At 68.8% G+C, this 21260-nt stretch carries 20 protein-coding genes; 15 read left to right on the forward strand and 5 right to left on the reverse strand.

Annotated elements, in window-relative coordinates; all coding sequences use genetic code 11:
* Positions 1-62 precede the first annotated feature (62 nt).
* Positions 63-464 carry a PPOX class F420-dependent oxidoreductase gene (locus OK17_RS00795; RefSeq protein WP_232715166.1) on the reverse strand — a complete coding sequence of 134 codons (402 nt, stop codon included), beginning with the start codon at positions 462-464 and terminating at the stop codon, positions 63-65.
* 63 nt (positions 465-527) lie between these two features.
* Between OK17_RS00795 and OK17_RS00800 the strand changes: the two genes are divergently transcribed.
* Genes OK17_RS00800 through OK17_RS00815 form a run of 4 tightly spaced genes read left to right on the forward strand, consistent with a single transcriptional unit; the run spans position 528 to position 4061 of the window.
* Positions 528-1295 (forward strand): SDR family NAD(P)-dependent oxidoreductase, encoded by a 768-nt coding sequence (locus OK17_RS00800; RefSeq protein ID WP_461416379.1) that lies wholly within the window; start codon positions 528-530, stop codon positions 1293-1295.
* On the forward strand, positions 1292-2551 hold the full coding sequence (gene cbiE, locus OK17_RS00805; RefSeq protein WP_461416380.1) for a precorrin-6y C5,15-methyltransferase (decarboxylating) subunit CbiE: 1260 nt from the start codon (positions 1292-1294) through the stop codon (positions 2549-2551). The genes OK17_RS00800 and cbiE overlap by 4 nt, the downstream gene beginning before the upstream one ends.
* Positions 2548-3321 carry a precorrin-4 C(11)-methyltransferase gene (gene cobM / locus OK17_RS00810; RefSeq protein ID WP_461416381.1) on the forward strand — a complete coding sequence of 258 codons (774 nt, stop codon included), beginning with the start codon at positions 2548-2550 and terminating at the stop codon, positions 3319-3321. Before cbiE ends, cobM begins: the two co-directional genes overlap by 4 nt.
* The gene (locus tag OK17_RS00815; protein ID WP_232715170.1) at positions 3318-4061 is read left to right on the forward strand and encodes a cobalt-precorrin-6A reductase; all 744 of its coding nucleotides are present in this window, start codon (positions 3318-3320) and stop codon (positions 4059-4061) included. Before cobM ends, OK17_RS00815 begins: the two co-directional genes overlap by 4 nt.
* Here OK17_RS00815 and OK17_RS00820 read toward each other — a convergent pair.
* Genes OK17_RS00820 through cobG form a run of 3 tightly spaced genes read right to left on the reverse strand, consistent with a single transcriptional unit; the run spans position 4014 to position 7427 of the window.
* Positions 4014-5591: a precorrin-2 C(20)-methyltransferase gene (locus OK17_RS00820; protein WP_461416382.1), complete on the reverse strand. Its 1578-nt coding sequence runs from the start codon at positions 5589-5591 to the stop codon at positions 4014-4016. The genes OK17_RS00815 and OK17_RS00820 overlap by 48 nt on opposite strands.
* Positions 5592-5593: 2 nt before the next feature.
* A complete protein-coding gene (locus OK17_RS00825; RefSeq protein WP_232715172.1) occupies positions 5594-6217 on the reverse strand; it encodes a precorrin-8X methylmutase in 624 nt (207 codons plus the stop codon).
* A 13-nt stretch (positions 6218-6230) separates the two neighbouring features.
* Entirely contained in the window at positions 6231-7427 is a 1197-nt protein-coding gene (gene cobG, locus OK17_RS00830; RefSeq protein ID WP_461416383.1) for a precorrin-3B synthase, read from the reverse strand.
* Positions 7428-7633: 206 nt separating this feature from the next.
* Between cobG and cobN the strand changes: the two genes are divergently transcribed.
* The 5 genes from cobN to OK17_RS00855 all read left to right on the forward strand — a co-directional run bounded on the left by cobN (position 7634) and on the right by OK17_RS00855 (position 16241).
* A complete protein-coding gene (gene cobN / locus OK17_RS00835) occupies positions 7634-11311 on the forward strand; it encodes a cobaltochelatase subunit CobN (protein WP_461416384.1) in 3678 nt (1225 codons plus the stop codon).
* A 154-nt stretch (positions 11312-11465) separates the two neighbouring features.
* A complete protein-coding gene (locus OK17_RS00840; RefSeq protein ID WP_461416385.1) occupies positions 11466-12002 on the forward strand; it encodes an FxsA family protein in 537 nt (178 codons plus the stop codon).
* 65 nt (positions 12003-12067) lie between these two features.
* Complete coding sequence (locus tag OK17_RS00845; protein ID WP_461416386.1) at positions 12068-13708, forward strand: amidohydrolase; 1641 nt, start codon at positions 12068-12070, stop codon at positions 13706-13708.
* On the forward strand, positions 13705-15387 hold the full coding sequence (lnt, locus tag OK17_RS00850) for an apolipoprotein N-acyltransferase (protein WP_461416387.1): 1683 nt from the start codon (positions 13705-13707) through the stop codon (positions 15385-15387). Before OK17_RS00845 ends, lnt begins: the two co-directional genes overlap by 4 nt.
* An 8-nt stretch (positions 15388-15395) precedes the next feature.
* Positions 15396-16241: a polyprenol monophosphomannose synthase gene (locus OK17_RS00855; RefSeq protein ID WP_461416388.1), complete on the forward strand. Its 846-nt coding sequence runs from the start codon at positions 15396-15398 to the stop codon at positions 16239-16241.
* A gap of 74 nt (positions 16242-16315) precedes the next feature.
* Here the strand turns inward: OK17_RS00855 and OK17_RS00860 are convergent, their stop codons facing one another.
* Positions 16316-16660 carry an RNA polymerase-binding protein RbpA gene (locus OK17_RS00860; RefSeq protein ID WP_006864744.1) on the reverse strand — a complete coding sequence of 115 codons (345 nt, stop codon included), beginning with the start codon at positions 16658-16660 and terminating at the stop codon, positions 16316-16318.
* A gap of 284 nt (positions 16661-16944) precedes the next feature.
* On the opposite strand from OK17_RS00860, the gene OK17_RS00865 reads away from it, so the two are divergent.
* The 6 genes from OK17_RS00865 to OK17_RS00890 all read left to right on the forward strand — a co-directional run bounded on the left by OK17_RS00865 (position 16945) and on the right by OK17_RS00890 (position 21164).
* The gene (locus OK17_RS00865) at positions 16945-17229 is read left to right on the forward strand and encodes a hypothetical protein (protein ID WP_461416394.1); all 285 of its coding nucleotides are present in this window, start codon (positions 16945-16947) and stop codon (positions 17227-17229) included.
* The gene (locus OK17_RS00870; RefSeq protein ID WP_461416389.1) at positions 17226-18323 is read left to right on the forward strand and encodes a DUF475 domain-containing protein; all 1098 of its coding nucleotides are present in this window, start codon (positions 17226-17228) and stop codon (positions 18321-18323) included. Before OK17_RS00865 ends, OK17_RS00870 begins: the two co-directional genes overlap by 4 nt.
* 212 nt (positions 18324-18535) lie before the next feature.
* The gene (locus tag OK17_RS00875; RefSeq protein ID WP_461416390.1) at positions 18536-18757 is read left to right on the forward strand and encodes a DUF3263 domain-containing protein; all 222 of its coding nucleotides are present in this window, start codon (positions 18536-18538) and stop codon (positions 18755-18757) included.
* Between the two features lie 54 nt (positions 18758-18811).
* Positions 18812-19141 carry a hypothetical protein gene (locus OK17_RS00880; RefSeq protein WP_461416391.1) on the forward strand — a complete coding sequence of 110 codons (330 nt, stop codon included), beginning with the start codon at positions 18812-18814 and terminating at the stop codon, positions 19139-19141.
* Positions 19138-19869 carry a VOC family protein gene (locus OK17_RS00885; RefSeq protein ID WP_461416392.1) on the forward strand — a complete coding sequence of 244 codons (732 nt, stop codon included), beginning with the start codon at positions 19138-19140 and terminating at the stop codon, positions 19867-19869. Before OK17_RS00880 ends, OK17_RS00885 begins: the two co-directional genes overlap by 4 nt.
* Positions 19870-20192: 323 nt before the next feature.
* Entirely contained in the window at positions 20193-21164 is a 972-nt protein-coding gene (locus OK17_RS00890; RefSeq protein ID WP_461416393.1) for an oxygenase MpaB family protein, read from the forward strand.
* The last annotated feature ends 96 nt before the right edge of the window (positions 21165-21260 follow it).

Genomic DNA, 21260 nt, shown 5'->3' on the forward strand with positions numbered 1-21260 from the left:
GCCGAGTAGCGACGACCGAGCGGAGCGAGGGTGCCGCGTATCGAGGTCACCCGAACAACGGTCTAACCGAACAGCGACGCCGACCCGAGCACCCGCGACACGCTGATCTCGATCACCACGCGTCGGGGGTTGGGCTTGGGCTGCCGGTACCGCTGCGCGTAGCGCTGTTCGGCCTCGCGGACGCGGTCCGGTTCGCGGCTGATGCGCGCCGGGCCCTCCAGGGTCAGCCAGCGCGGACCCTCGACGTTCGTCACCGCCGCATAGCCACCGCGTTCGACGTTGCGCACCTTCTGGCTGCCGTCGAACGTGATCACCCGCGCGAGCCCGGCGTCGGGGTCCCAGGTGAATCCGACCGCGACCGAATGCGGTGTCCCGTCGGCGCGCAGCGTCGTGAGTGTGCCGAGGTGGCGTTCGGTCAGGAACTCGACGGCGGCGGGGCCGATGTCGGCAGCGGTGCGTGGCATGACAGCCACGCTAGCGCGACGGGGTGGCAGGAGGGCCCCGGGGCTGGTGCGATACTGCTGTGCATGGCGTCTGAGACATCTCCGGGTTCGCTCGTCCTGTTCGGCGGCCGCAGTGAGATCGGGGTGGCCACCGCACAGCGCCTGGCCGAAGGACGGACGGTGGTCCTCGCGGCCCGTCGGCCCGACGACCTCGCCGACCAGAAGGCCGTCCTGCTCGACGCCGGCGCGACCGCCGTGCACACCGTGGCCTTCGACGCGAACGACATCGACAGCCACCCCGGGTTGATCGCCTCGCTGGCCGAGAAGTTCGGCCCGATCGGCATCGCGATCGTCGCCTTCGGGATTCTCGGCGACCAGGCGCGCGCGGAAGCCGATGTCGCGCATGCCCTGCAGATCGCGCACACGGACTACTACGCACACGTCAGTGTTCTGATTCCGCTGGCCGCCGCCCTGCGCGCGCAGGGGTCCGGCACGATGATCGTTTTCTCCTCGGTCGCCGGTATCCGCGTGCGCCGGGCCAACTTCGTCTATGGCTCCACCAAGGCCGGCCTCGACGGTTTCGCCAGCGGCATGGCGGACTCGCTGCACGGCACCGGCGTTCGGCTGCTCCTCGCCCGACCCGGCTTCGTGATCGGCGCTATGACCAAGGAGCTGATGGAGTCCGGCGTGAAACCCGCACCCTTCTCGAAGACCCCCGACCAGGTCGCCGACGCCGTTGCCCGTGCGTACCGCAAGGGTCGCGGCGACGTCTGGATCCCGGCGGTGCTGCGGCCGGTCTTCTTCGGCATGCGTCTTCTCCCTCGTGCGGTGTGGCGGAGAATGCCCCGATGAGCTCCACGCCGTCGGGTTCGGGCGTACCGCCGCGGTTCGTGGTCGTCGGGATCGGCGCCGACGGCTGGCGCGGACTCGGCGACGCGGCGCGCGACGAACTACGCGGTGCCCGCGTGATCTACGGCGCCACACGGCAACTCGCTTTACTCGACGAGGTCGAGCACGAACTGACCGGTACACGGGAGGCGTGGCGCTCCCCGATGTCGGCACACCTCGCCGAAGTCCTCGAGATCGCTTCCGGTCAGATCCACATCCTGGCCAGCGGTGATCCCATGTTCCACGGCGTCGGCGCCAGCATCGTCGGGCGGGTGGGCGCCGACCGGGTGCGGATCTATCCGGCGGTGTCCAGCGTGAGCCTGGCCTGCGCGCGTCTCGGCTGGGACCTCGCCACGACCCGGATCGTCAGTGCCGTGACCGCCGACGCCGAGGTCGTTCTCACCGAGGCCACCGGCGGCGGACGTCTCCTCATCCTCAGCCGCGACGACACGACCCCGGCAGCTATCTCGGAACTGCTCGCGCAGAACGGGTTCGGCGACTCGACGATGACCGTGCTCGAACAACTCGGTGGGCCCGACGAGCGCATCCGTTCCTCGACCGCGGAATCGTGGGCGAATTCACCCGTGGACCCGCTCAACATCGTGGCCGTCGACTGCGCCGGACCTCGTCGTAGCAGGATGCCCGGCCGTGACGACGACACCTACGACCACGACGGCCAGATCACCAAGTCCACGATCCGTGCGATCACGGTCGCCGCTCTCGAACCGGCCGGACCGCAACTGCTCTGGGACATCGGCTCTGGTTCCGGAAGTGTGGCCATCGAATGGCTGCGCGCCGACGACCGCGGACGTGCGATCGCCTTCGAACAGAACGCCGAACGGGCCCAACGCCTGACCTCCAACGCCCGACGGCACGGCGTCGGCCATCGCCTGTCGCTTCGCGGTGCGGCACCCGAAGCCCTGTCCGACGCACCGTCTCCCGACGCGGTGTTCATCGGCGGCGGCCTCGACGAGAAGGTCCTGAACGCCGCCTGGAACGCACTCCGACCGTCCGGACGGATCGTCGTCAATGCCGTCACCGTGGAGAACCAGGAGATCCTGGTCCGTTGGCACGCCGAACGCGGCGGCACCCTGCGACGCCTGTCCGTGGAGACCGTCGCGCCGCTCGGGACGATGACCACCTGGCGGCCGGCGCTGCCGATCGTCCAGTGGGCCGCAACCAGAGACGACCCAGCACACGAGGCGGGACCGAAGGCATGACCGTCTACTTCATCGGCGCCGGCCCCGGTGCCCCCGACCTGATCACCCTGCGCGGCGCGCGGCTGCTGGGGGAGTGCCGCACCTGTCTGTACGCCGGCTCGCTGGTACCCGACGAGATGCTCGACCTGTGCCCCGACGACGCCGTCCTCGTCGACACCGCGCGGATGCCGCTGTCCGACATCGTCGATCACATCGTCTCCGCTCACGAACGCGGGGATCACATCGCCCGCCTGCACTCCGGTGACCTGTCGATCTACTCCGCGCTGGCCGAACAGCAACGCGAACTCCGGGCTCGCGGCATCCCGTTCGAGATCGTGCCCGGGGTGCCCGCCTTCTCCGCCGCGGCCGCGGCGCTCGACACCGAACTCACCGTGCCCGGCGTGGGTCAGAGCCTGCTCATCACCCGGGTGTCGACGCTGTCGACCGACATGCCCGACGGCGAGGACCTGGCAAGCCTCGCCGCAACCGGAGTGACACTCGCCCTCCATCTCGCCGCACACCGCGCCGAACAGATCGTCGAAGCGCTCACACCGCATTACGGTTCGGAGTGCCCCACCGCGACCGTCGCTTTCGCGAGTCGGCCGAACCAGCAGGTGGTGCGGTGTCCGCTGAGCCGGCTACCCGAGACGCTGCACGTCGCCGATATCCGCAAGACCGCGATCATCTTCGTCGGTAGCGTCCTGGACGCCGCGGCGCACCCCGAGGTCACCGACAGCTACCTGTACTCCCACGCCCGGATGACGAAACTCCGCGAGACACCGCACCCATGACCGATCAACAGATCCTCATCCTCGGCGGCACCGGCGAAGCACGTGGACTGGCGGCCGGACTCCTCGACGCCGGACGGTCTGTCATCAGCTCCCTCGCCGGGCGCGTGGACAATCCCCGCCTGCCTGTCGGCCCGGTCCGGATCGGCGGCTTCGGGGGAGTCGACGGTCTGCGGGAGTGGCTGATCAGCAACCGGATTCAGGCCGTCGTCGACGCCACCCATCCGTTCGCGGCGACCATCACCCGCAACGCCGCGCAGGCCGCGTCGGAGGCAGGGGTGCCGCTGCTCCGGCTCCGTCGCGAACCCTGGGTCCCGACCCAGGCCGACCGCTGGATCCGCGTTCCGGATCTCGCGGTTGCCGCCGACGAGGTACGACGCCGCGGAACGCGGGTGCTACTGACCACGGGCCGCCAGGATGTCGGCGAGTTCGCCGGCATCGACGACGTCTGGTTCCTCATCCGCGTCGTCGACCCGCCGACCGCGGAACTGCCTGCACACCACGAGATCCTGCGGTCCCGAGGACCGTACGACTACGACTCGGAGCTCGCACTCCTGCGCGAGAACCGGATCGATCTGCTCGTCACCAAGAACAGCGGGGGAGCGCTGACGAAGGCGAAACTCGACGCCGCCGCGACCCTGGGCATCGACGTGATCGTCGTCGACCGTCCGATCGAACCCGACGTCCCGGCGGTGTCAGACGTCGCTGCCGCCCAGGCTTGGCTCGAGCGGCTGCTCGGCTGAGATCTGTTCCGGCTCATCGGCCGGGGTGTGCCGGCGGGGCGTGAACACCAGGGAGCCGGCGGCGCGCGAGACGACGCGGGTCGCCGATGACCCGATGATGAGCAGCGTCCGCATGTCGACGACTTCCGGGTCGAGGTCGGCGACGGTTGTGGTGCACAGCGTCTGTTCCGGGCCACCCACGTCGCGACCGAGAACGACGACGCGATCCGGCGACACCGTCTGCAACAGCGTGTGTTTGAGGGCCCCGACCTGCCATGAGCGGCTCGCCGAACCCGGGTTGTAGACGGCGATGACCAGGTCGGCGGCCAGTGCGGCACGGATGCGACGTTCGATCACCGACCACGGCTTGAGGCGGTCGGACAGGGAGATCACCGCGAAGTCGTGACCGAGAGGCGCACCGACGGCCGCCGCCACCGCGGTTGCGGCGGTGACACCCGGAACCACCCGGACCGGGACGTCATGCCACTGCGGCTCGGCGGCCACCTCGGCGACCGCGGCCGCCATGGCGAAGACACCGGGGTCGCCCGATGACACCACGGCCACCCGGGCACCACGTCGGGCGAGGTCGAGTGCGAATTCGGCGCGTTCGGACTCGACCCGGTTGTCGCTGGCGTGCACGCGCTGGCCGGGCCGCGGGGTCACGCGCTTGAGGTAGGTCGTGTAACCGACCAGGTCGGTGGCGGTGGCGATTTCGGCGCGCACCTCCGGCGTCGTCCAGCTGTCGTGGCCCGGTCCCAGGCCGACGACCACCAGCTCGCCCGGTACCGGTTCCGGCTCGAAGCGCGGGTTGTTCCGGCGGCCGGGAACCACGAGGATCGAGAAGTACGGCACCTCAGCAGGATTCACGTCCGCGGCCGGTAGCACACGTTCGACGGTGGTCGAGGCCCGTTCGACATAGAAGGCCTCGTCGAGACGACCCGCCTCGCGCAACGCCTCCCGCACCCGTTCGAAGGTGCGACCCAGCTTCATGATGACGATGGCGTCGGCAGAGCGGAAACGGAAGAGCAGCTCCTCCGTCGACGCCGTACCCGGCACCACCGTGAGGGTCTCCTCGCCCTCGACCAGCGGAATGCCGGTGGCCGCCGACGCCGCGCTCACCGACGTCACACCCGGCACGATCTCGGCGTCGAAGTGCGGGGACAGCCGCTTGTGCATGTGCATGTAGGAGCTGTAGAAGAGCGGATCCCCTTCGGCGAGAAGGACGACGTCCCGGCCCGCACGCAGGTGGACGGCGAGTCGCTCCGCGCTTTCGGTGTAGAAGTCGTCGAGCGCGCCCTGGTAGCCCCCGGGATGGTCGGTGGTCTCGGTGGTGACCGGGTACATGAGCCGCTCTTCGGTCTGGTCGTCCCGCAGGTACGGTTCGGCGACCGACCGCGCGATGCTGTTGCCATGGCGCGCACAGTGATACGCGACCACGTCGGCGGTGCTGATCACCCGCGCGGCCTTGACCGTCATGAGTTCGCTGTCGCCGGGGCCGAGGCCGATGCCCCAGAGCTTGCCCGGAATGACGTCGTCGTTGACTGCAGGCACATTCACTCCTGAGGGGTGGCGAGCGCGTTGACGGCAGCGGCGGTGATCGCCGACCCGCCACGACGACCGGTGACGGTGATGAACTCGAGATCGGTGCGGGCAGCGAGGGCCTCACAGGATTCCGCCGCGCCGACGAAACCGACAGGTGCGCCGACGATCGCGGCCGGGCGGGGCGCGCCCTCGTCGATCATGTCGAGCAGGGCGAACAACGCGGTCGGGGCATTGCCGATCGCGACGACCGAACCCTCGAGGCGTGGCAACCAGAACTGTAGGGCGGCAGCGGTTCTTGTGGTACCCATCTCCTCGGCGAGGGCGGCGAGGCCCGGTTCGGAGAGGTGGCACAGCACTTCGTTGTCGGCCGGCAGACGTTTGCGGGTGATTCCGGAGGCCACCATCGACGCGTCGCAGAGGATCGGGGCGCCGGCCTCGAGTGCCCCGCGGGCCGCGCGCACGACGCCGGGCGTCGCGACGACGTCGCGCGTGAGATCGGTTTGTCCGCAGGCGTGGATCATTCGGACGACCACGGTCGACACATCGGAGTCGAAGGCGGACAGGTCCGACTCGGCCCGGATCGTTGCAAAGGACTGGCGGTAGATCGCGGCGCCGTCGCGCAGGTACTCGGTCATGGTGCGCACGAGCCTAGCGGCGATGCCGGTCGTACCCGCCCCCGGGCGTGGCCTGCACCGACAGGTGAGCGCCCGCGGGGGAGCCGCAGCGACGTTCACAACCGACCCAATGTTCGCGGTCGCCGACCGGGAGGCCCACCTCCACGTGTGCGAGAAGGTCGTCGCGCACCGGGGCGTTGGCGGATCCGCAGCCGGGGGCGCCCACACAGCAGCTGACTCGCGCCCACGGCGAGTTCGCGTCGAAGATCAGACCCATCGGCGCGAGAACCCGCACCACGGTCTCGGCCACACCTTCACCGAGGTCGCAGATCAGGATCTCCCGGTCCGGGGTGAAGACCACCGGCGACTCGACCGCGCCGATGAACTCGGCCAGGCGCGCGGGCAGCCGGCCGAGTTCGACGACCGAGCCGAGCAGCACCGATCCGTCGTCCTGATCGAACCAGCCCACGATCGGCCCCGGCGGGTCCGGTATGTCTTCTTCGCCGGATTCGACCAGGGGGGTGAGGATTTCGGCGACGCGGCGCTCCAGGCTGCTTCGGTCCTCGGCGCCGAGATCTCGTACCCGCCAGGCGCCGGGTGCCACCTTGTTCAGGCCGACGGCCACCGCGATGAGTGCCTCGACGATCCCGTCCGGCCCTTCGGCCGACCCGACCGGGACTCCACCGATGAAGATGTCGGCGACCACGGGTTCGCCCGATCGCACCACCGCACACGCATCGGCGCCGCGGCGCCGGATGTCGCCCCGGCCGTCGTCGATCCCGAACAAGAACCGTCCCGAGATCGAGGAGGCCGACGGATCGGCCCGCAGTGCGTCGTCGAGCGCCGTTGCCAGCGGACCGGCGTCGGCGATGCCGCCGATGCGGCCGGTCAGCGGGCTGACCTCGATGTTGCGCACCCTGTCGTGCGACGAGCTGGGCGCAAGGCCGGCGTTCACCACGGCGTCGGCCACGGCCTCGACGTCGGTGATGCCTCGGAGCTGCAGGTTCCCGCGTGCGGTCAGTTCGAGGAAGCCGTCGGCGTGAGCGGCTGCCGCCTGGGCGAGGGTGGTGAGCTGGTCGGCGCGGATCCGGCCTCCGGGGAGCCGGATTCGGGCCAGCGCGCCGTCCTGCGCCTCGTGCGTGCTGAATACGCCGGGACAACGATCCCCAGACTCCCGGATCGCGGTCTCCCGGATCGTCGTGCCGGGAGCGGGTTCGGCCGCCTCAGTCATTCCCTCAGCCTACGACCGGCCCAGGTGAGGACTTCGCCGACCGGTCGCCGTACGCTGAGACCCAACCGCGAGCGGGCTGAAGCCGGTGAGAATCCGGCGCGGTCGCGCCACTGTGACGGGTCCCGACGAAAACCGGGTGCCCCAGCCAGACCAGTCCCTCGCACACACCCGACACTCCGGGCGCGACAACCCGGCGAGGAGACACGATGATTCTGCTGCTCTCGACCTCGGATACCGACCTGCTGACCGCGGCGGCCGCCGGCGAGGCGAACCCCGAGGTGGGGTTTCGCGGCGCGAATCCTGCACGGCTCCTCGTCGACGAGATCCCGGCCCTCGCCGCCGACGCCGACCTGATCGTCGTCCGCATCCTCGGCGGAACGCGCGCCTGGGAAGAGGGACTCGCCGCGGTCGAGGCGACGGGCAAACCGCTGGTGGTGTGTTCCGGCGAGCAGCAGCCGGATCCTGACCTGATGGCCCATTCGACGGTGCCGGCCGGGGTCGCCGCTCAGGCGCACGACTACCTCGCCGCCGGTGGCGTCGAGAACATCGTCAACCTGCATCACTTCCTGTCCGACACCGTGCTGTTCACCGGATACGGCTTCGAACCACCCCAGCAGACCCCGGCCTGGGGAATTCTCCAGCGTTCCTCGAACCCTGCGTCCCCCTTGCTCCCTGAGGTGCGAGGAGCGCGAGCGACGAGCCACGAAGGGCCGACCATCGCGGTCCTCTACTACCGAGCCCAGCACCTCGCCGGGAACACCCGCTACATCGACGCGCTCTGCAGCGCCATCGAGGAGCGTGGCGCCCGTGCACTGCCGATTTTCTGCGCGTCCCTGCGTACCGCTCCCGACGACCTGATCGAGCTCCTCGGCACGGTCGACGCCCTCGTGGTCACCGTTCTGGCGGCCGGGGGAGCGACCCCGGCGACCGCATCGGCCGGCGGCGACGACGAGGCGTGGAACATCGAACGACTTGCCGCACTCGACATCCCGATCCTGCAGGGCCTGTGCCTCACCGGTTCTCGCGCGGACTGGGAGGCGAGCGACGACGGCCTGTCACCGCTCGACGTCGCGACACAGGTGGCGGTGCCGGAGTTCGACGGCCGCATCATCACGGTCCCGTTCTCCTTCAAGGAGTTCGACGACGACGGTTTGCCCTGGTATCAACCGGACCCCGAACGCTGCGCCCGTGTGGCCGGCATCGCGGTGTCCCATGCTCGGTTACGGGGGATCCCGGCCGCCGACAAGCGCGTCGCCGTCATGCTGTCGGCGTACCCCACCAAACACGCCCGCATCGGCAACGCCGTCGGCCTCGACACCCCGCGCAGCCTGCTGCGTCTGCTCTCGGCACTGCGCGCGGCAGGCTACGACATCGGACCCGAATCCGGTCCCGGCGCGATACCCGGCCTCGCCGAAGATGATTCGGATGCGCTGATCCACGAGATCATCGCCACCGGCGGCCAGGACCCGGACTGGCTGACCGAAGAGACCCTCGCCGCCAACCCGATCCGCCTGCCCGCTGCGGAGTACCGCGCCTGGTTCGAGACGCTGCCGGAGGAATTGCGCAGCGCCGTCGTCGAACACTGGGGCGAGGCGCCCGGCGAGCTGTTCGTCGACCGGTCGACCAACCCCGACGGCGACATCGTCATCGCCGCACTGACTTTCGGCAACATCGCGATCATGGTGCAGCCGCCGCGCGGTTTCGGCGAGAATCCGGTCGCGATCTACCACGACCCCGATCTGCCGCCGTCGCACCACTACCTGGCGTCCTACCGGTGGATCGCGGCCCGGCAAGCCTCGGGCCAGGCCGGGTTCGGTGCCGACGCGATCGTGCATGTCGGCAAGCACGGCAACCTCGAGTGGCTGCCGGGCAAGAACCTCGGCATGTCCGCGAACTGCGGAACCGACGCGGCCCTCGGCGATCTCCCGCTGATCTACCCGTTCCTCGTCAACGACCCGGGAGAGGGGACCCAGGCCAAGCGCCGGGCACATGCCGTCCTCGTCGACCACCTGATCCCACCGATGGCGCGCGCCGAATCCTACGGCGACATCGCCCGCCTCGAGCAGCTGCTCGACGAACACGCCAACATCACCGCCCTCGACCCCGCGAAACTCCCGGCGATCCGCCAGCAGATCTGGACGCTGCTCACCGCGGCGAAGATGGACCACGACCTCGGACTCACCGAACGCCCCGACGAAGAGGTCTTCGACGACATGCTCCTGCACGTCGACGGTTGGCTGTGCGAGATCAAGGACGTCCAGATCCGCGACGGCCTCCACGTTCTCGGCGAGCCCCCGCGCGACGACGCCGAAGTCGACCTCGTCCTCGCGATGCTGCGCGCCCGACAACTGTGGGGAGGCACGTCGGCGCTGCCTGGACTCCGCGAGGCGCTGGGCCTGGTCGAAGACGGCACCGCCGAACGCGGGACCGTCGATGTCGTCGAGGCGCAGGCCCGCGAACTGGTCGCGGCGTGTGCGAAGGACGACTGGTCTCCGACCGCCGTCGCCGAGGCCACCGCCGGACTGCCCGATGCGGTCGGCGATGTCCTGCGTTTCGCGGCCACCGAAGTCGTCCCGCGTCTGCGGCAGACGACGGGGGAGGTGCCCCGCGTCCTTCACGCCCTCGACGGCGGCTTCATCCCCGCCGGCCCCAGTGGCTCCCCGCTGCGCGGGCTGATCAACGTGCTGCCGACCGGCCGCAACTTCTATTCCGTCGACCCGAAGGCCGTGCCCTCACGGCTGGCGTGGGAAACCGGTCGCGCGATGGCCGACTCGCTGCTGGACCGCTATGTCACCGACCACGGCCACCACCCGGCGTCGGTCGGGTTGTCGGTGTGGGGGACCAGCGCCATGCGCACATCCGGCGACGACGTCGCCGAGGTTCTCGCCCTGCTCGGTGTGATGCCGGTGTGGGACGAGATGTCGCGCCGCGTCGTCGATCTCGAACTCATCGACCTCGCCGAACTGGGCCGCCCGCGCATCGACGTCACGGTCCGGATCTCCGGATTCTTCCGGGACGCCTTCCCGCACGTGGTCGCGATGCTCGACGACGCGGTCGCGCTCGCCGCGGCGGCCGACGAACCGGACGAGCAGAATTTCGTCGCCGCCCACGTCCGCGCCGCGATGGCCGAACACGGCGACCGTCGTCGTGCTGTCACCCGCGTCTTCGGCTCCAAGCCCGGAACCTACGGTGCCGGAATCCTGCAGCTCATCGACTCCCGCGACTGGCGCAGCGACGAGGACCTCGCACGGGTCTACACCGAGTGGGGCGGCTACGCCTATGGCCGCGGACTCGACGGTGTCCCGGCGGTCGACGACATGCGCGCCGCCTACAAGCGGATCGCGGTGGCCGCCAAGAACACCGACACCCGTGAGCACGACATCGCCGACTCCGACGACTACTTCCAGTACCACGGCGGCATGGTGGCGACCGTCCGCGCGCTGACCGGGACGGCGCCCGAGGCCTACATCGGTGACAGCACCCGGCCCGACTCCGTCCGCACCCGCACGCTGTCGGAGGAGACCGCCCGCGTGTTCCGCGCTCGCGTCGTCAACCCGCGCTGGATCTCGGCGATGCAGCGCCACGGATACAAGGGTGCCTTCGAGATGGCCGCGACCGTCGACTACCTCTTCGGCTACGACGCCACCACCGACGTCGTCGCCGACTGGATGTACGAGAAGCTCACCGAGTCCTATGTCCTCGACGTGACCAATCAGGAGTTCATGCAGCAGTCCAACCCCTGGGCACTGCACGGCATCGCCGAACGCCTGCTCGAGGCCGTCGAACGGGACATGTGGCACGAACCGCCCGCCGAACTCCTCGATCAGCTGCGCAACGTGTACCTGCAGACCGAGGGCGACATCGAGGCCCGCGGGGAAGACTGACGTCCTGCTGGCCGAGTAGCGACGACCGAGCGAGCGAGGACGCCGCGTATCGAGGTCAAACCCCCGGGAGAAAAATCGCTCCCTCGTTCGTTACCCCGCCAGACCCTGACATCGAGGGGTGCCCACAAGGCACCGAAAGACAGGTGAGACGACCATGGCACTCCGCTACTTCGCCGTGTACGCCCTACTGGAGATCGCCGCCTTCGTGGCGATCGCAGTGTGGCTCGGATTCGGCTGGGCCGTGCTGATCAGCATCGCGGCCGGCGTCCTGGGGTTCCTGACGCTGCGCTCGCAGGGCCGCAAGGTCTTCGGTGAGCTGCGGCGCGCCGCCAACAACGAGGTCGACGCGCGGGCGCCGCTGGCCGACACCGCCCTGGTTGCCACCTCGACGATCCTGTTGGTCATCCCCGGCGTCGTGTCGACACTCGCCGGCATCCTGCTGCTCTTCCCGCCGACCCGCAAGGTGTTGCGCCCGGTCGTGGTGGCCGTGGGCGCCAAGCGGATGGCGACCGCGATGGACCGCGCGGGCCTATACGCCACCGGCGTCTACGGCAGCCGAATCCGCGGCGGCAGCGTTCCCGGTGGCGGGACCGTCGTCGACGGCACGGTTGTGGAGTCGGACACGCCCGGAACCGGCTTCGGCCCAGGATCGGCACCGATGACCACCTCGCAGCTGCCGCCCACGCGCTGACCTGGGCACGCCCCGCGACACCCCTCCCGGCCACATTCACCCTTGGCAAGGCAGACTGAATGATCGTGGCAACCCAACTGCTTCTCGGCGGTGCCGTGTACTCGGCGGCCGCCCCCGACGCGACCGCGATGGCCATCACCGATGGGGTGGTGGTGTGGGTCGGTACCGATGACGTCGGCCGAGCACTCCACCCGGATGCGGAGATCGTCGATCTGAACGGGCTGTTCGTCAGCCCGGGATTCGTCGACTCGCACGTGCACCTCACGTCCACCGGTCTCTCGCTCGACGGCCTCACCCTCAACGAGGCGACCAGCCGGACTCACTGCCTGCGTCTCGTCGAGAAGACGGTCGCCGACGACGCCGCTGCCGGCCACGACGAGGGCGACCTCCTCTGGGGACTCGGCTGGGACGACTCGACATGGGAGGGTCCCGAACCCGAGGACGGCCGCTTCCCGACGACCAGCGAGCTCGACGCGGTCGTCGGCGGTCGCCCGGTCTATCTGGCCCGCGTCGACGAACACTCCGCGGTCGCATCCACCGCGCTGCGTCGCCTGGTCCCCGAGCTGGCCGACGCCGTCGGTTACCACCCGGAGGAGCCGCTCGTCGCGGAGGCTCATCACCTCGTCCGCGGTGCAGCCCGACTCCTCGTCACCGCCGCACACCGTGAGCGGGCGCAACGTCGTGCACTCGACGTGGCCGCCGCGCACGGTGTCGTCGCCGTCCACGAGAACGGCGGCCCCGACATCAGCGGGATGGACGACTTCCTGGCCATCGCCGACCTCGACCACCCCGTCGAGATCCGCCGCTACTGGGGACAGACCGTCACCGACGCCGACCACGCGGCCGAACTGATGACCATCACCCGCGCCCACGCACTCGGCGGTGACCTCTTCATCGACGGCGCGATCGGGTCGCACACCGCGTGGCTCAACGAGCCGTACACCGACGCCCCGGACACCCGCGGCATCAGCTACCTCGACATGGAGACGATCCGCGATCACCTCCGCGGCTGCACGCTCGCCGGCATCCAGTCCGGCTTCCACGTCATCGGTGATGCTGCCACCGGCGCCGTCGTCGCCGCTCTCACCGAACTCGCCGACGAACTGGGCACCCCGGCGATCGCCCGCTGCGCCCACCGGCTCGAGCACGCCGAGATGGTCACCGCCCGCGACGCGGAGGTCCTGGCACGCTGCGGCGTGATCGCCAGCATGCAGCCGCATTTCGACGCCGAATGGGGCGGCGAGGGCGACCTCTACGACGCCCGGCTCGGCACGGCCCGCGCGGCAACCCTCAACGATTTCGCCATGCTCGCCAAAACCGGTGTGGCGCTCTCGTTCTCGTCCGATGCCCCGGTCACGCCGATCGACCCCTGGTCGACGATCCGGGCCGCAGTCCACCATCACCAGCCCACCAACGCGATCTCGGCCCGCGGTGCCTTCGCGGCGGCAACCCGCGGGGGCTGGCGCGCCGGTGGCATCAACGACGGCCTCACCGGCACCCTGAGCCCCGGCGCCCCCGCGAGCTTCGCCGTCTGGGAGGTCGACGACCTCGTCGTCGCCGGCTCCCACGAGAAGGTGCAGCGCTGGTCCACCGACCCGCGTTCGCGCGTGCCCGCCCTGCCGGACGTCTCCCCGGGAGCCGAACTGCCGCGGTGTGTTCGGACCGTGCATCGCGGACAGGTTCTCTTCGACCGGGACGCCGGGTGAACGTCACCGACACGATGACATTCCCGGAGGAGACCGAGGCGCGCTCGCGTCGCTTCACCCTGACCTGGGACTGGAGTCTTCGCACACTGGCCGCGATCGTCGCCGGTCTGGCGATGTGGGCGGCCTTCCCGCCCCGCAATTGGTGGTTCCTCGCGGTCTTCGGGCTCGGTGTGCTCTTCACCGCGCTGTACGTACGGCGTCCGCGGGTGCGTACGGGTGCGTGGGTCGGCTTCGTCTTCGGTCTCGCCTTCTTCATCCCGCTGCTCCCGTGGATCGGCGTCTACGTCGGCCCGCTGCCGTGGCTCGCGTTGTCGGTGCTGCTGTCCGGGTACCTCGCCCTCTTCGGCGCGATCGCGACCCTGACCATGCGGCTCCCGGTACCGCCCGTCTGGTTCATGCTGTCGTGGGTTCTCGTCGAGGCCCTGCGATCGTCGTTCCCGTTCGGCGGCTTCCCGTGGGGGAGGACCGCTTTCAGCCAGGTCGACGGCCCACTCCTGCCACTGGCGTCCGTACTGGGCGCACCGGGGCTGTCGGCCGGGGTGGCGTTGTTCGGCGCCTCGGTCGCCTGGCTGCTGATCGTTCTCGTCTCCGCCTACCGCCGATCCACCCGCTCGGCGGCGGCGCTCACCGCGGACCAGCCGTCGGGGTTCGTGCGGGTCGCGACCCTCGCGGTGGCCATCGCCCTGCTCGCACCCGTGGCGGCGATCGCTCTGACCCCGGCCACCATCGACCGCACCATCTCATCGCAGTCGGTGCGTATCGGTGCGGTGCAGGGCAACGTGCCGCGCCTGGGCCTGGACTTCAACGCGCAGCGTCGTGCCGTCCTCGACAACCATGTGCGCACCACCATCGGCTACGCCCAGGCGGTCGACGCCGGCCTCGCCGCCCCACCCGACTTCGTGCTGTGGCCGGAGAACGCCTCGGACATCTCACCGTTGGACAACGCCGACGCCGCCGCCGAGATCACCCATGCCTCCGAGGCGGTCGGTGCCCCGATCCTCCTGGGCACTTTGATCCGCAATTCCGACGGCCGCCCCACCAACTCGGTGCTCGTCTGGGACGGGGCCGAGGGACCCGTCGACCGCTACGACAAGCACATTGTGCAGCCGTTCGGTGAGTACCTGCCCTGGCGCTCGTTCTTCCGACTCTTCTCGTCGTATGCGGACATGGCCGGCAACTTCAAACCGGGCACCGGTCGCACCGTCGTGGACGTGCCCGGCCGCTCGGGTGAGGTCACCGTGGGTGTCGCGACCTGCTGGGAGGTCGCCTTCGACCGTGCGGCCCGCCAGTCGATCCGCGATGGGGCGCAGATGCTCTTCGTCCCCACCAACAATGCGACCTTCGGTCGCACGGAGATGACGTATCAGCAGCTGGCGATGTCGCAGGTGCGTGCCGTCGAGCACGGACGTGCTGTGGTCGTCGCCGCGACCAGCGGTGTGAGCGCGATCATCGACGCCGACGGCTCGATCACCGAGCAATCCGGCATCTTCGCCTCGGACGTGCTGACCAGCACCCTCCCGCTGCACGACGGCGAGACCCTTGCGACCCGCCTCGGGGTGTGGCCCGAGGCACTCGCGATCGTCGTGGCGGTGAGCGGTCTTTTGTTTGCGCTGGCCTCGCGTACTAGGTTCACACTCAAGCCACGCAGGGACGCCGCACGGGCGTCCGGTGACATTTAAGGAGCTCGATGGCATCGGGGATTGACGCCTCGGCAGGACAGCGGCAGTCAGGCGGCGCGCCGCAGCCGGTGGTCGGCGCCGACGGGGCGGGCGCACTGGTCGTCGTGCCGACGTTCAACGAGCGCGACAACCTGCCGGTGATCGTCGAACGCCTCCAGGCCGCCCTGCCCGGCGTGCACCTGCTGGTCGTCGACGATTCCAGCCCGGACGGCACCGGTGAGGTCGCCGAAGAACTGGCTCGCAAGGACGCCGAGGCACATGCCGACAACGGCAAGGAGTCGGGCCGCATCCACGTGATGCACCGCCAGGAGAAGGACGGCCTCGGCAAGGCCTACCTCGCCGGGTTCGCGTGGGGCCTGAGCCGCGACTACCCGGTCATCGTCGAGATGGACGCCGACGGCAGTCACGCGCCCGAGCAGCTGCATCGCCTCTTCGACGCCATCAACGACGGCGCCGACCTCGTCATCGGATCCCGGTACGTGCCCGGCGGCAAGCTGGTGAACTGGCCCAAGCACCGCGAGTTCCTCTCGCGGGGTGCCAATACCTACGCCCGGGTCGCGCTCGGCGCCAAGGTCCACGACATCACCGCCGGCTTCCGCGCCTACCGACGCGGCGTGCTGGAGAAGATCCAGCTCGACACCGTCGAGTCGGCCGGGTACTGCTTCCAGATCGATCTCGCCTGGCGGACCGTGCGGGCCGGGTTCGACGTCCGCGAGGTGCCGATCACGTTCACCGAACGCGAATTGGGCGTGTCCAAGATGAGCGGCGGCGTCATGTCGGAGGCCTTCACCATGGTCGCGCGCTGGGGAATCCAGAGTCGCCTCGAGCGACTGGGCATCGTCAAGAGCTCCTAGCTCAGCAGTACACACAGACAAACCGGCCCGGCAGGTGTTCCTGCCGGGCCGGTCTGTCTGTCAAGCGATGGGGCTCAGTGCGTGATGCCCTTGCGACGCTGCTTCAGCAGTTCGAGGCGCTCGTTGAGGAGCACCTCGAGCTCTTCCTCGCTACGACGCTCGAGCAGCATGTCCCAGTGGGTGCGCGGCGGCTTCGTCTTCTTCTCCTCGGGCTCTGCGCCCTCGAGGATCGTGCCCTCCATGCCGTTCTTGCACGGCCATTTCGACGGCACCTCGGCGTCGTCGGCGAAGGGGACGTCGAAGATCTCACCGTTGTCCGTGCGGTACTGGACGATGCGACGCGGCGCGAGGTCGTGGTCGCGATCGGTCTCGTAGCTCACCGCGCCGAGGCGGCTACCCCGAAGTACTCGATCTGCCATGAAGGATTCCTCTCAAAGCTTCGTCAGATTTCTCAGTTTGCCGGATCTATCAGCTGTGTTCGTGCGGCGTTCACCTTCGAACGCAGCCAACTGAGTCGTCAACAGAAACATTCTACGCGCAATCGCTGGGGTGGTCCGCCACCTGCCGACGACCCGTGTTGACCCGAGGCGGCCACCCGACGTGCCGTGCCGGTTTCGGAGCGTCCCACCGGGGTACGGTCTCCGATGTGGAACAGCTCTCTCATCACCGGCGTCGCCCGTACAACTGTGCGTGGTGCGGGTCGATGATGGTCGACTCCGAACTCGGCCGGCGTCGCAAGTACTGCAAACGTTCGTGCAGGCAGCGCGCCTATGAGCAGAGAACGCTGCTCGAGGGCACCTCCATTCCCGCCGACGCCGTGATCCTCTCCGCCGCCGAGGCCGCCGACTTCGGCGATCGCATGTTCGCTCTTCGATGCGCGGCCGAGGACCTCGGCACCGCGGTCGCCGAGCGTACCGACCATGACGTCCTCGCCGAGCTGACCGACACTCTGCTCGAGCTCGCGAAGGAAGCCGAGAAGCTGCGGTGATCGCCCGCATCTTCGGCCTGTCCGCAGGCGTGTCAGTGGTCGCGCTGGTCATCGCGTACCTCTACCTCGGCTGGACCGGGCTCGCGTTGTGCGCGATCCTCGGCGTGCTCGAGGTGTCGTTGTCCTTCGACAACGCCGTCATCAACGCGACGATCCTGGAGCGGATGTCCGCGTTCTGGCAGCGCATGTTCCTGACCGTGGGTGTGCTCATCGCCGTCTTCGGCATGCGTCTGCTCTTCCCACTGCTCATCGTCTGGATCACCGGCGGCCTGAACCCGGCCGAGGCGCTGCGGCTGGCCACCAACCCTCCGCCCGACGGGCAGGCCTACTTCACCGACGGTCGGCCCAGTTACGAGACGATCCTGACCGAGGCGCATCCGCAGATCGCCGCATTCGGCGGGATGTTCCTGCTGCTGCTGTTCCTCAACTTCGTGCTGACCGAACGGGAGCGCACCTGGCTGACGTGGCTCGAACGACCGCTTGCCAAGATCGGCAAGCTCGACCAGCTACCGGTCGTGCTCGCGTCTGTCGCGCTCGTGCTCTGTGCCGAGTTCCTCGCCGCCGACGACATCCGGGCCACCGTCCTGATCGCCGGGATCCTCGGCATGGTCACCTACATCACCGTCGATGGACTCAGCTCGCTGTTCATGTCCGACGGCCCGGAACACGACGAACCCGGTCCGACCCGAGCGACCAAGGCGACCGGCAAGGCCGCGTTCTTCCTCTTCCTCTACCTCGAGGTGCTCGACGCGTCGTTCTCCTTCGACGGCGTGATCGGTGCCTTCGCGATCACCTCGGATCCGATCATCATCGCGCTCGGCCTCGGTTTCATCGGCGCGATGTTCGTCCGGTCCATCACGATCTACCTCGTGCGTCAGGGCACGCTGGGGGAGTACCGGTACCTCGAACACGGTGCGCACTGGGCGATCGGTGCGCTCGCGGTCATCCTTCTGCTGGGCGTGAAGTACCACATCGAAGAGGTCGTCACGGGCCTCGTGGGAGTGGCCTTCATAGGCGCCTCGCTCGCGAGCAGCATCCGGGCGAACAGACGCGACTCACGACGTTCCGACACCCCGTCCTCGGTGAACGCCTGACCGTCTTCCGGGAGCGCTCGGCGGGAATTCATGACCGTCGGGTGAACGTTGTGAGACACATTCGAATCACCCTGGGTCACTTGCTCCCAACTGTCGGACGACAGGTGTACAAAGGACGACGGCGGTGACATCCGTCACGCACAAATCGAGACTTTTCTGAGCCGGACGACGTGTGCCGGCGCGATGCGGAACAGAACATAGTTGGAGGTGGAATGAACGACAGGCAGCAGCAGATGATCCAGTTCGAGAAGCACTGGTACCCGTTGGGAGGTGGGTCGTCGACGCAGATCATCGAGGAATTCGGGCTGTCTGATCGGGACTTCTTCGCCGAGCTCAACCGGATCGTCGACGCCGATCCGCCGGAGGCCTTGAGCGCCGCCGAGCTCCGCCGTATGCGTGAGGTCATCCGCCGTCGTCTGTGGATGGCGCGCTAGTCGCGCACCGGGCGCGATTCTGCCGACGATCCGCGGTGAGGGGATAATCGACCCGTGCCCTTCTCCGACGACGATCTCGAATCGTTCTACCGCGAGATCGAGGCACGTACGGCTTTCCACGAGCTGATGCACACCCGTCCCGCTCGACGGCCGGAGCGCCGGATCGAGACGGCCGAGTGTCCGACACCGGACAAGCTTCCCTTCTCGTCGCCGGCCGACGCGCTCGATGGCATCGATCGCATCATGCGGCGAGCATTGGGAACGCTGTCCCTGCGCTACTACGAGTGCACGTGCGGCGCCTGGCACATCACCAGTTCGGCACCGCTGACGTATCGACCCGCCCCGCCCACACCGCGCAGGCGAAAGGGTAAGAAGAAGCGGTGATCCCGCCGACTTCGTTCCCGACCGCGACCGTCGAACTCGCCTGCGCCGACCCTGCACTCGCCGCCCGTACGCACGAGACCCTTCTCGGTTTATCCGGGGCGCCCGATGCCGATTCGCCGGTGGTGGTCGGCAACACCGAGCTCCGGTTGCGCCGGGCGCCCGTCGAAGAGGGTGACGCGGACGCCGGCCATCGCGTGTACTTCGCGGTCGACGACGTCGCGACGATGCATCAGCTGCTGGCCCGACGCGGCTTCCCGGTCGTCGAGTCGCCCCTCGGGGTGATCGGGGAGACGACCCCGCTCGGTGTCGCCGCTCGCGACACCCTGGGGGTGTCGGCGCATGCCGGCGACGTGACCGGGATGGACCACCTCGTCTTCACCTGCGACGACCGCGATCGGGCTGTTGCGCTGTTCGGTGGCGTCTTCGGCTTGGACTTCCGCCTCGACCAGCCGATCGGCGACAACGCACGGCAGCTGTTCTTCCGGGCCGGCGACCTCATCATCGAGGTCGTCACCGCGGTGACCTCGACCGAACCGCCGACACCTGCCGCGACCTCGCTGTGGGGTGTCGCCTGGCGGTCCGCCGACGTCGAGGCGACCTACGCGCGTCTGTCCTCGGCGGGCCTGGACCTCAGTGAGATTCGCACCGGCCGCAAGAAGGGCACCCGGATCTTCACCGTCCGAGAACGCGCCCTCGGCACCCGCACGGTCATCATCGGCCCTGCCTGAACAGGAAAACCCTGGCCTCCCCGTGGGTGCGATCTGCCTTGTGCTGTTCGGTCGGTCGTGCCTCGCCGCCGGGTGAGATCTGCCTTCTCGCCAATCGGTCGTGCCTCCACGCCGGTTGAGGTCCGCCTTCTCGCCGGTCAGTCGTGCCTCCCCGCCGGTTGTGATCTGCCTTCTCGCTGGTCGGTCGTGCCTCCCCGCCGGTTGAGTAGGCGAGGAGCGCAGCGACGAGCCGTATCGAAACCTGGGTTTCCGACGGCTCCTGCGCTAATCTGACTACGAATGTTGTCGAAAAGCACGCTGGCGAAAACGACGTTGGGGGCACCATGACCGCGGTACACGACGAACCGACGACTGCCGATCCCGAGGACACCGACCGCCTCATCAACCACCGCGACGACGAGATCGAACTGATCCCGCCCGACTCGCTCACCGCGCAGCTCACCGGTCTCTACACGTTCCTGCCGATCAACGGCGCGGCATTCGTGATGCAGGTGATGCACCCGGTGATCGGCGATGTCGTCAACAAGTACTCGGTGTTCCGCACGGATCCGGTCGGGCGTGCGATCCGGTCCGCCGACTCGGTGCTGCGCTGGACCTACGGCGGCCAGGAAGCCATCGCCGAAGGACACCGCCTGCGCAAGCTGCACCAACCGCTGCAGATGCGCAACGCCGAGGGCAAGCACATCAGTGCGCTCAACCCGGAGGCCTACGCGTGGGTCATCGCGACCGCGTTCCCCACGATGACCACCGCCGCGCCGCTCGTCCTCGGCCGTGAGTTCACGCTCGAGGAGCGCAAGGAGCTGCTGCGCGACAACCGTCGCATCGCCAAGATCGTCCAGGTCCCGATGAAGGGATACCCCGAGACCCTCGAGGAGTTCGACGAGTACTTCGACGACTTCATCGAGAACAAACTGACCCGCCACCCGGTCGCCGTCGAACTCATCGAGCAGATGCGGGCCGCCCCGCCGGTGCCGAAGACCGTTCCCAAGGTGTTGCGCCCGGCCGCCAAGAAGGTCGCCGCCACCGCGTCGGTCCCGTTCCAGGACTTCAACTACCTCACCACCGTCGGTGTCATGGACCCGCGCGTGCGCGAGATCCTCGGCCTGACGTGGACCGACGAGGAGCAGCGCCATCTCGAGAAGATCCACCGCCGCCTACGGTTCGCCTACCGCACCCTGCCCGAGCGTGCGACCTACTTCCCGCTGGCCTACCACGCCCGTCGCCACCACGACGCGATCCAGGCCATGAAGAGACGCGAGAAGCAGAGCGCCGCCTACAAATACGCCGCCAAGTGACCATCTCGCTGGTTGATCAGGTGAGGAGCGCTGGCGACGAGCTGTCCGTCTGCTGGTTGAGTAGGTGAGGAGCGCTAGCGACGAGCCGTATCGAAA

Source organism: Gordonia sp. GN26, assembly GCF_054823965.1.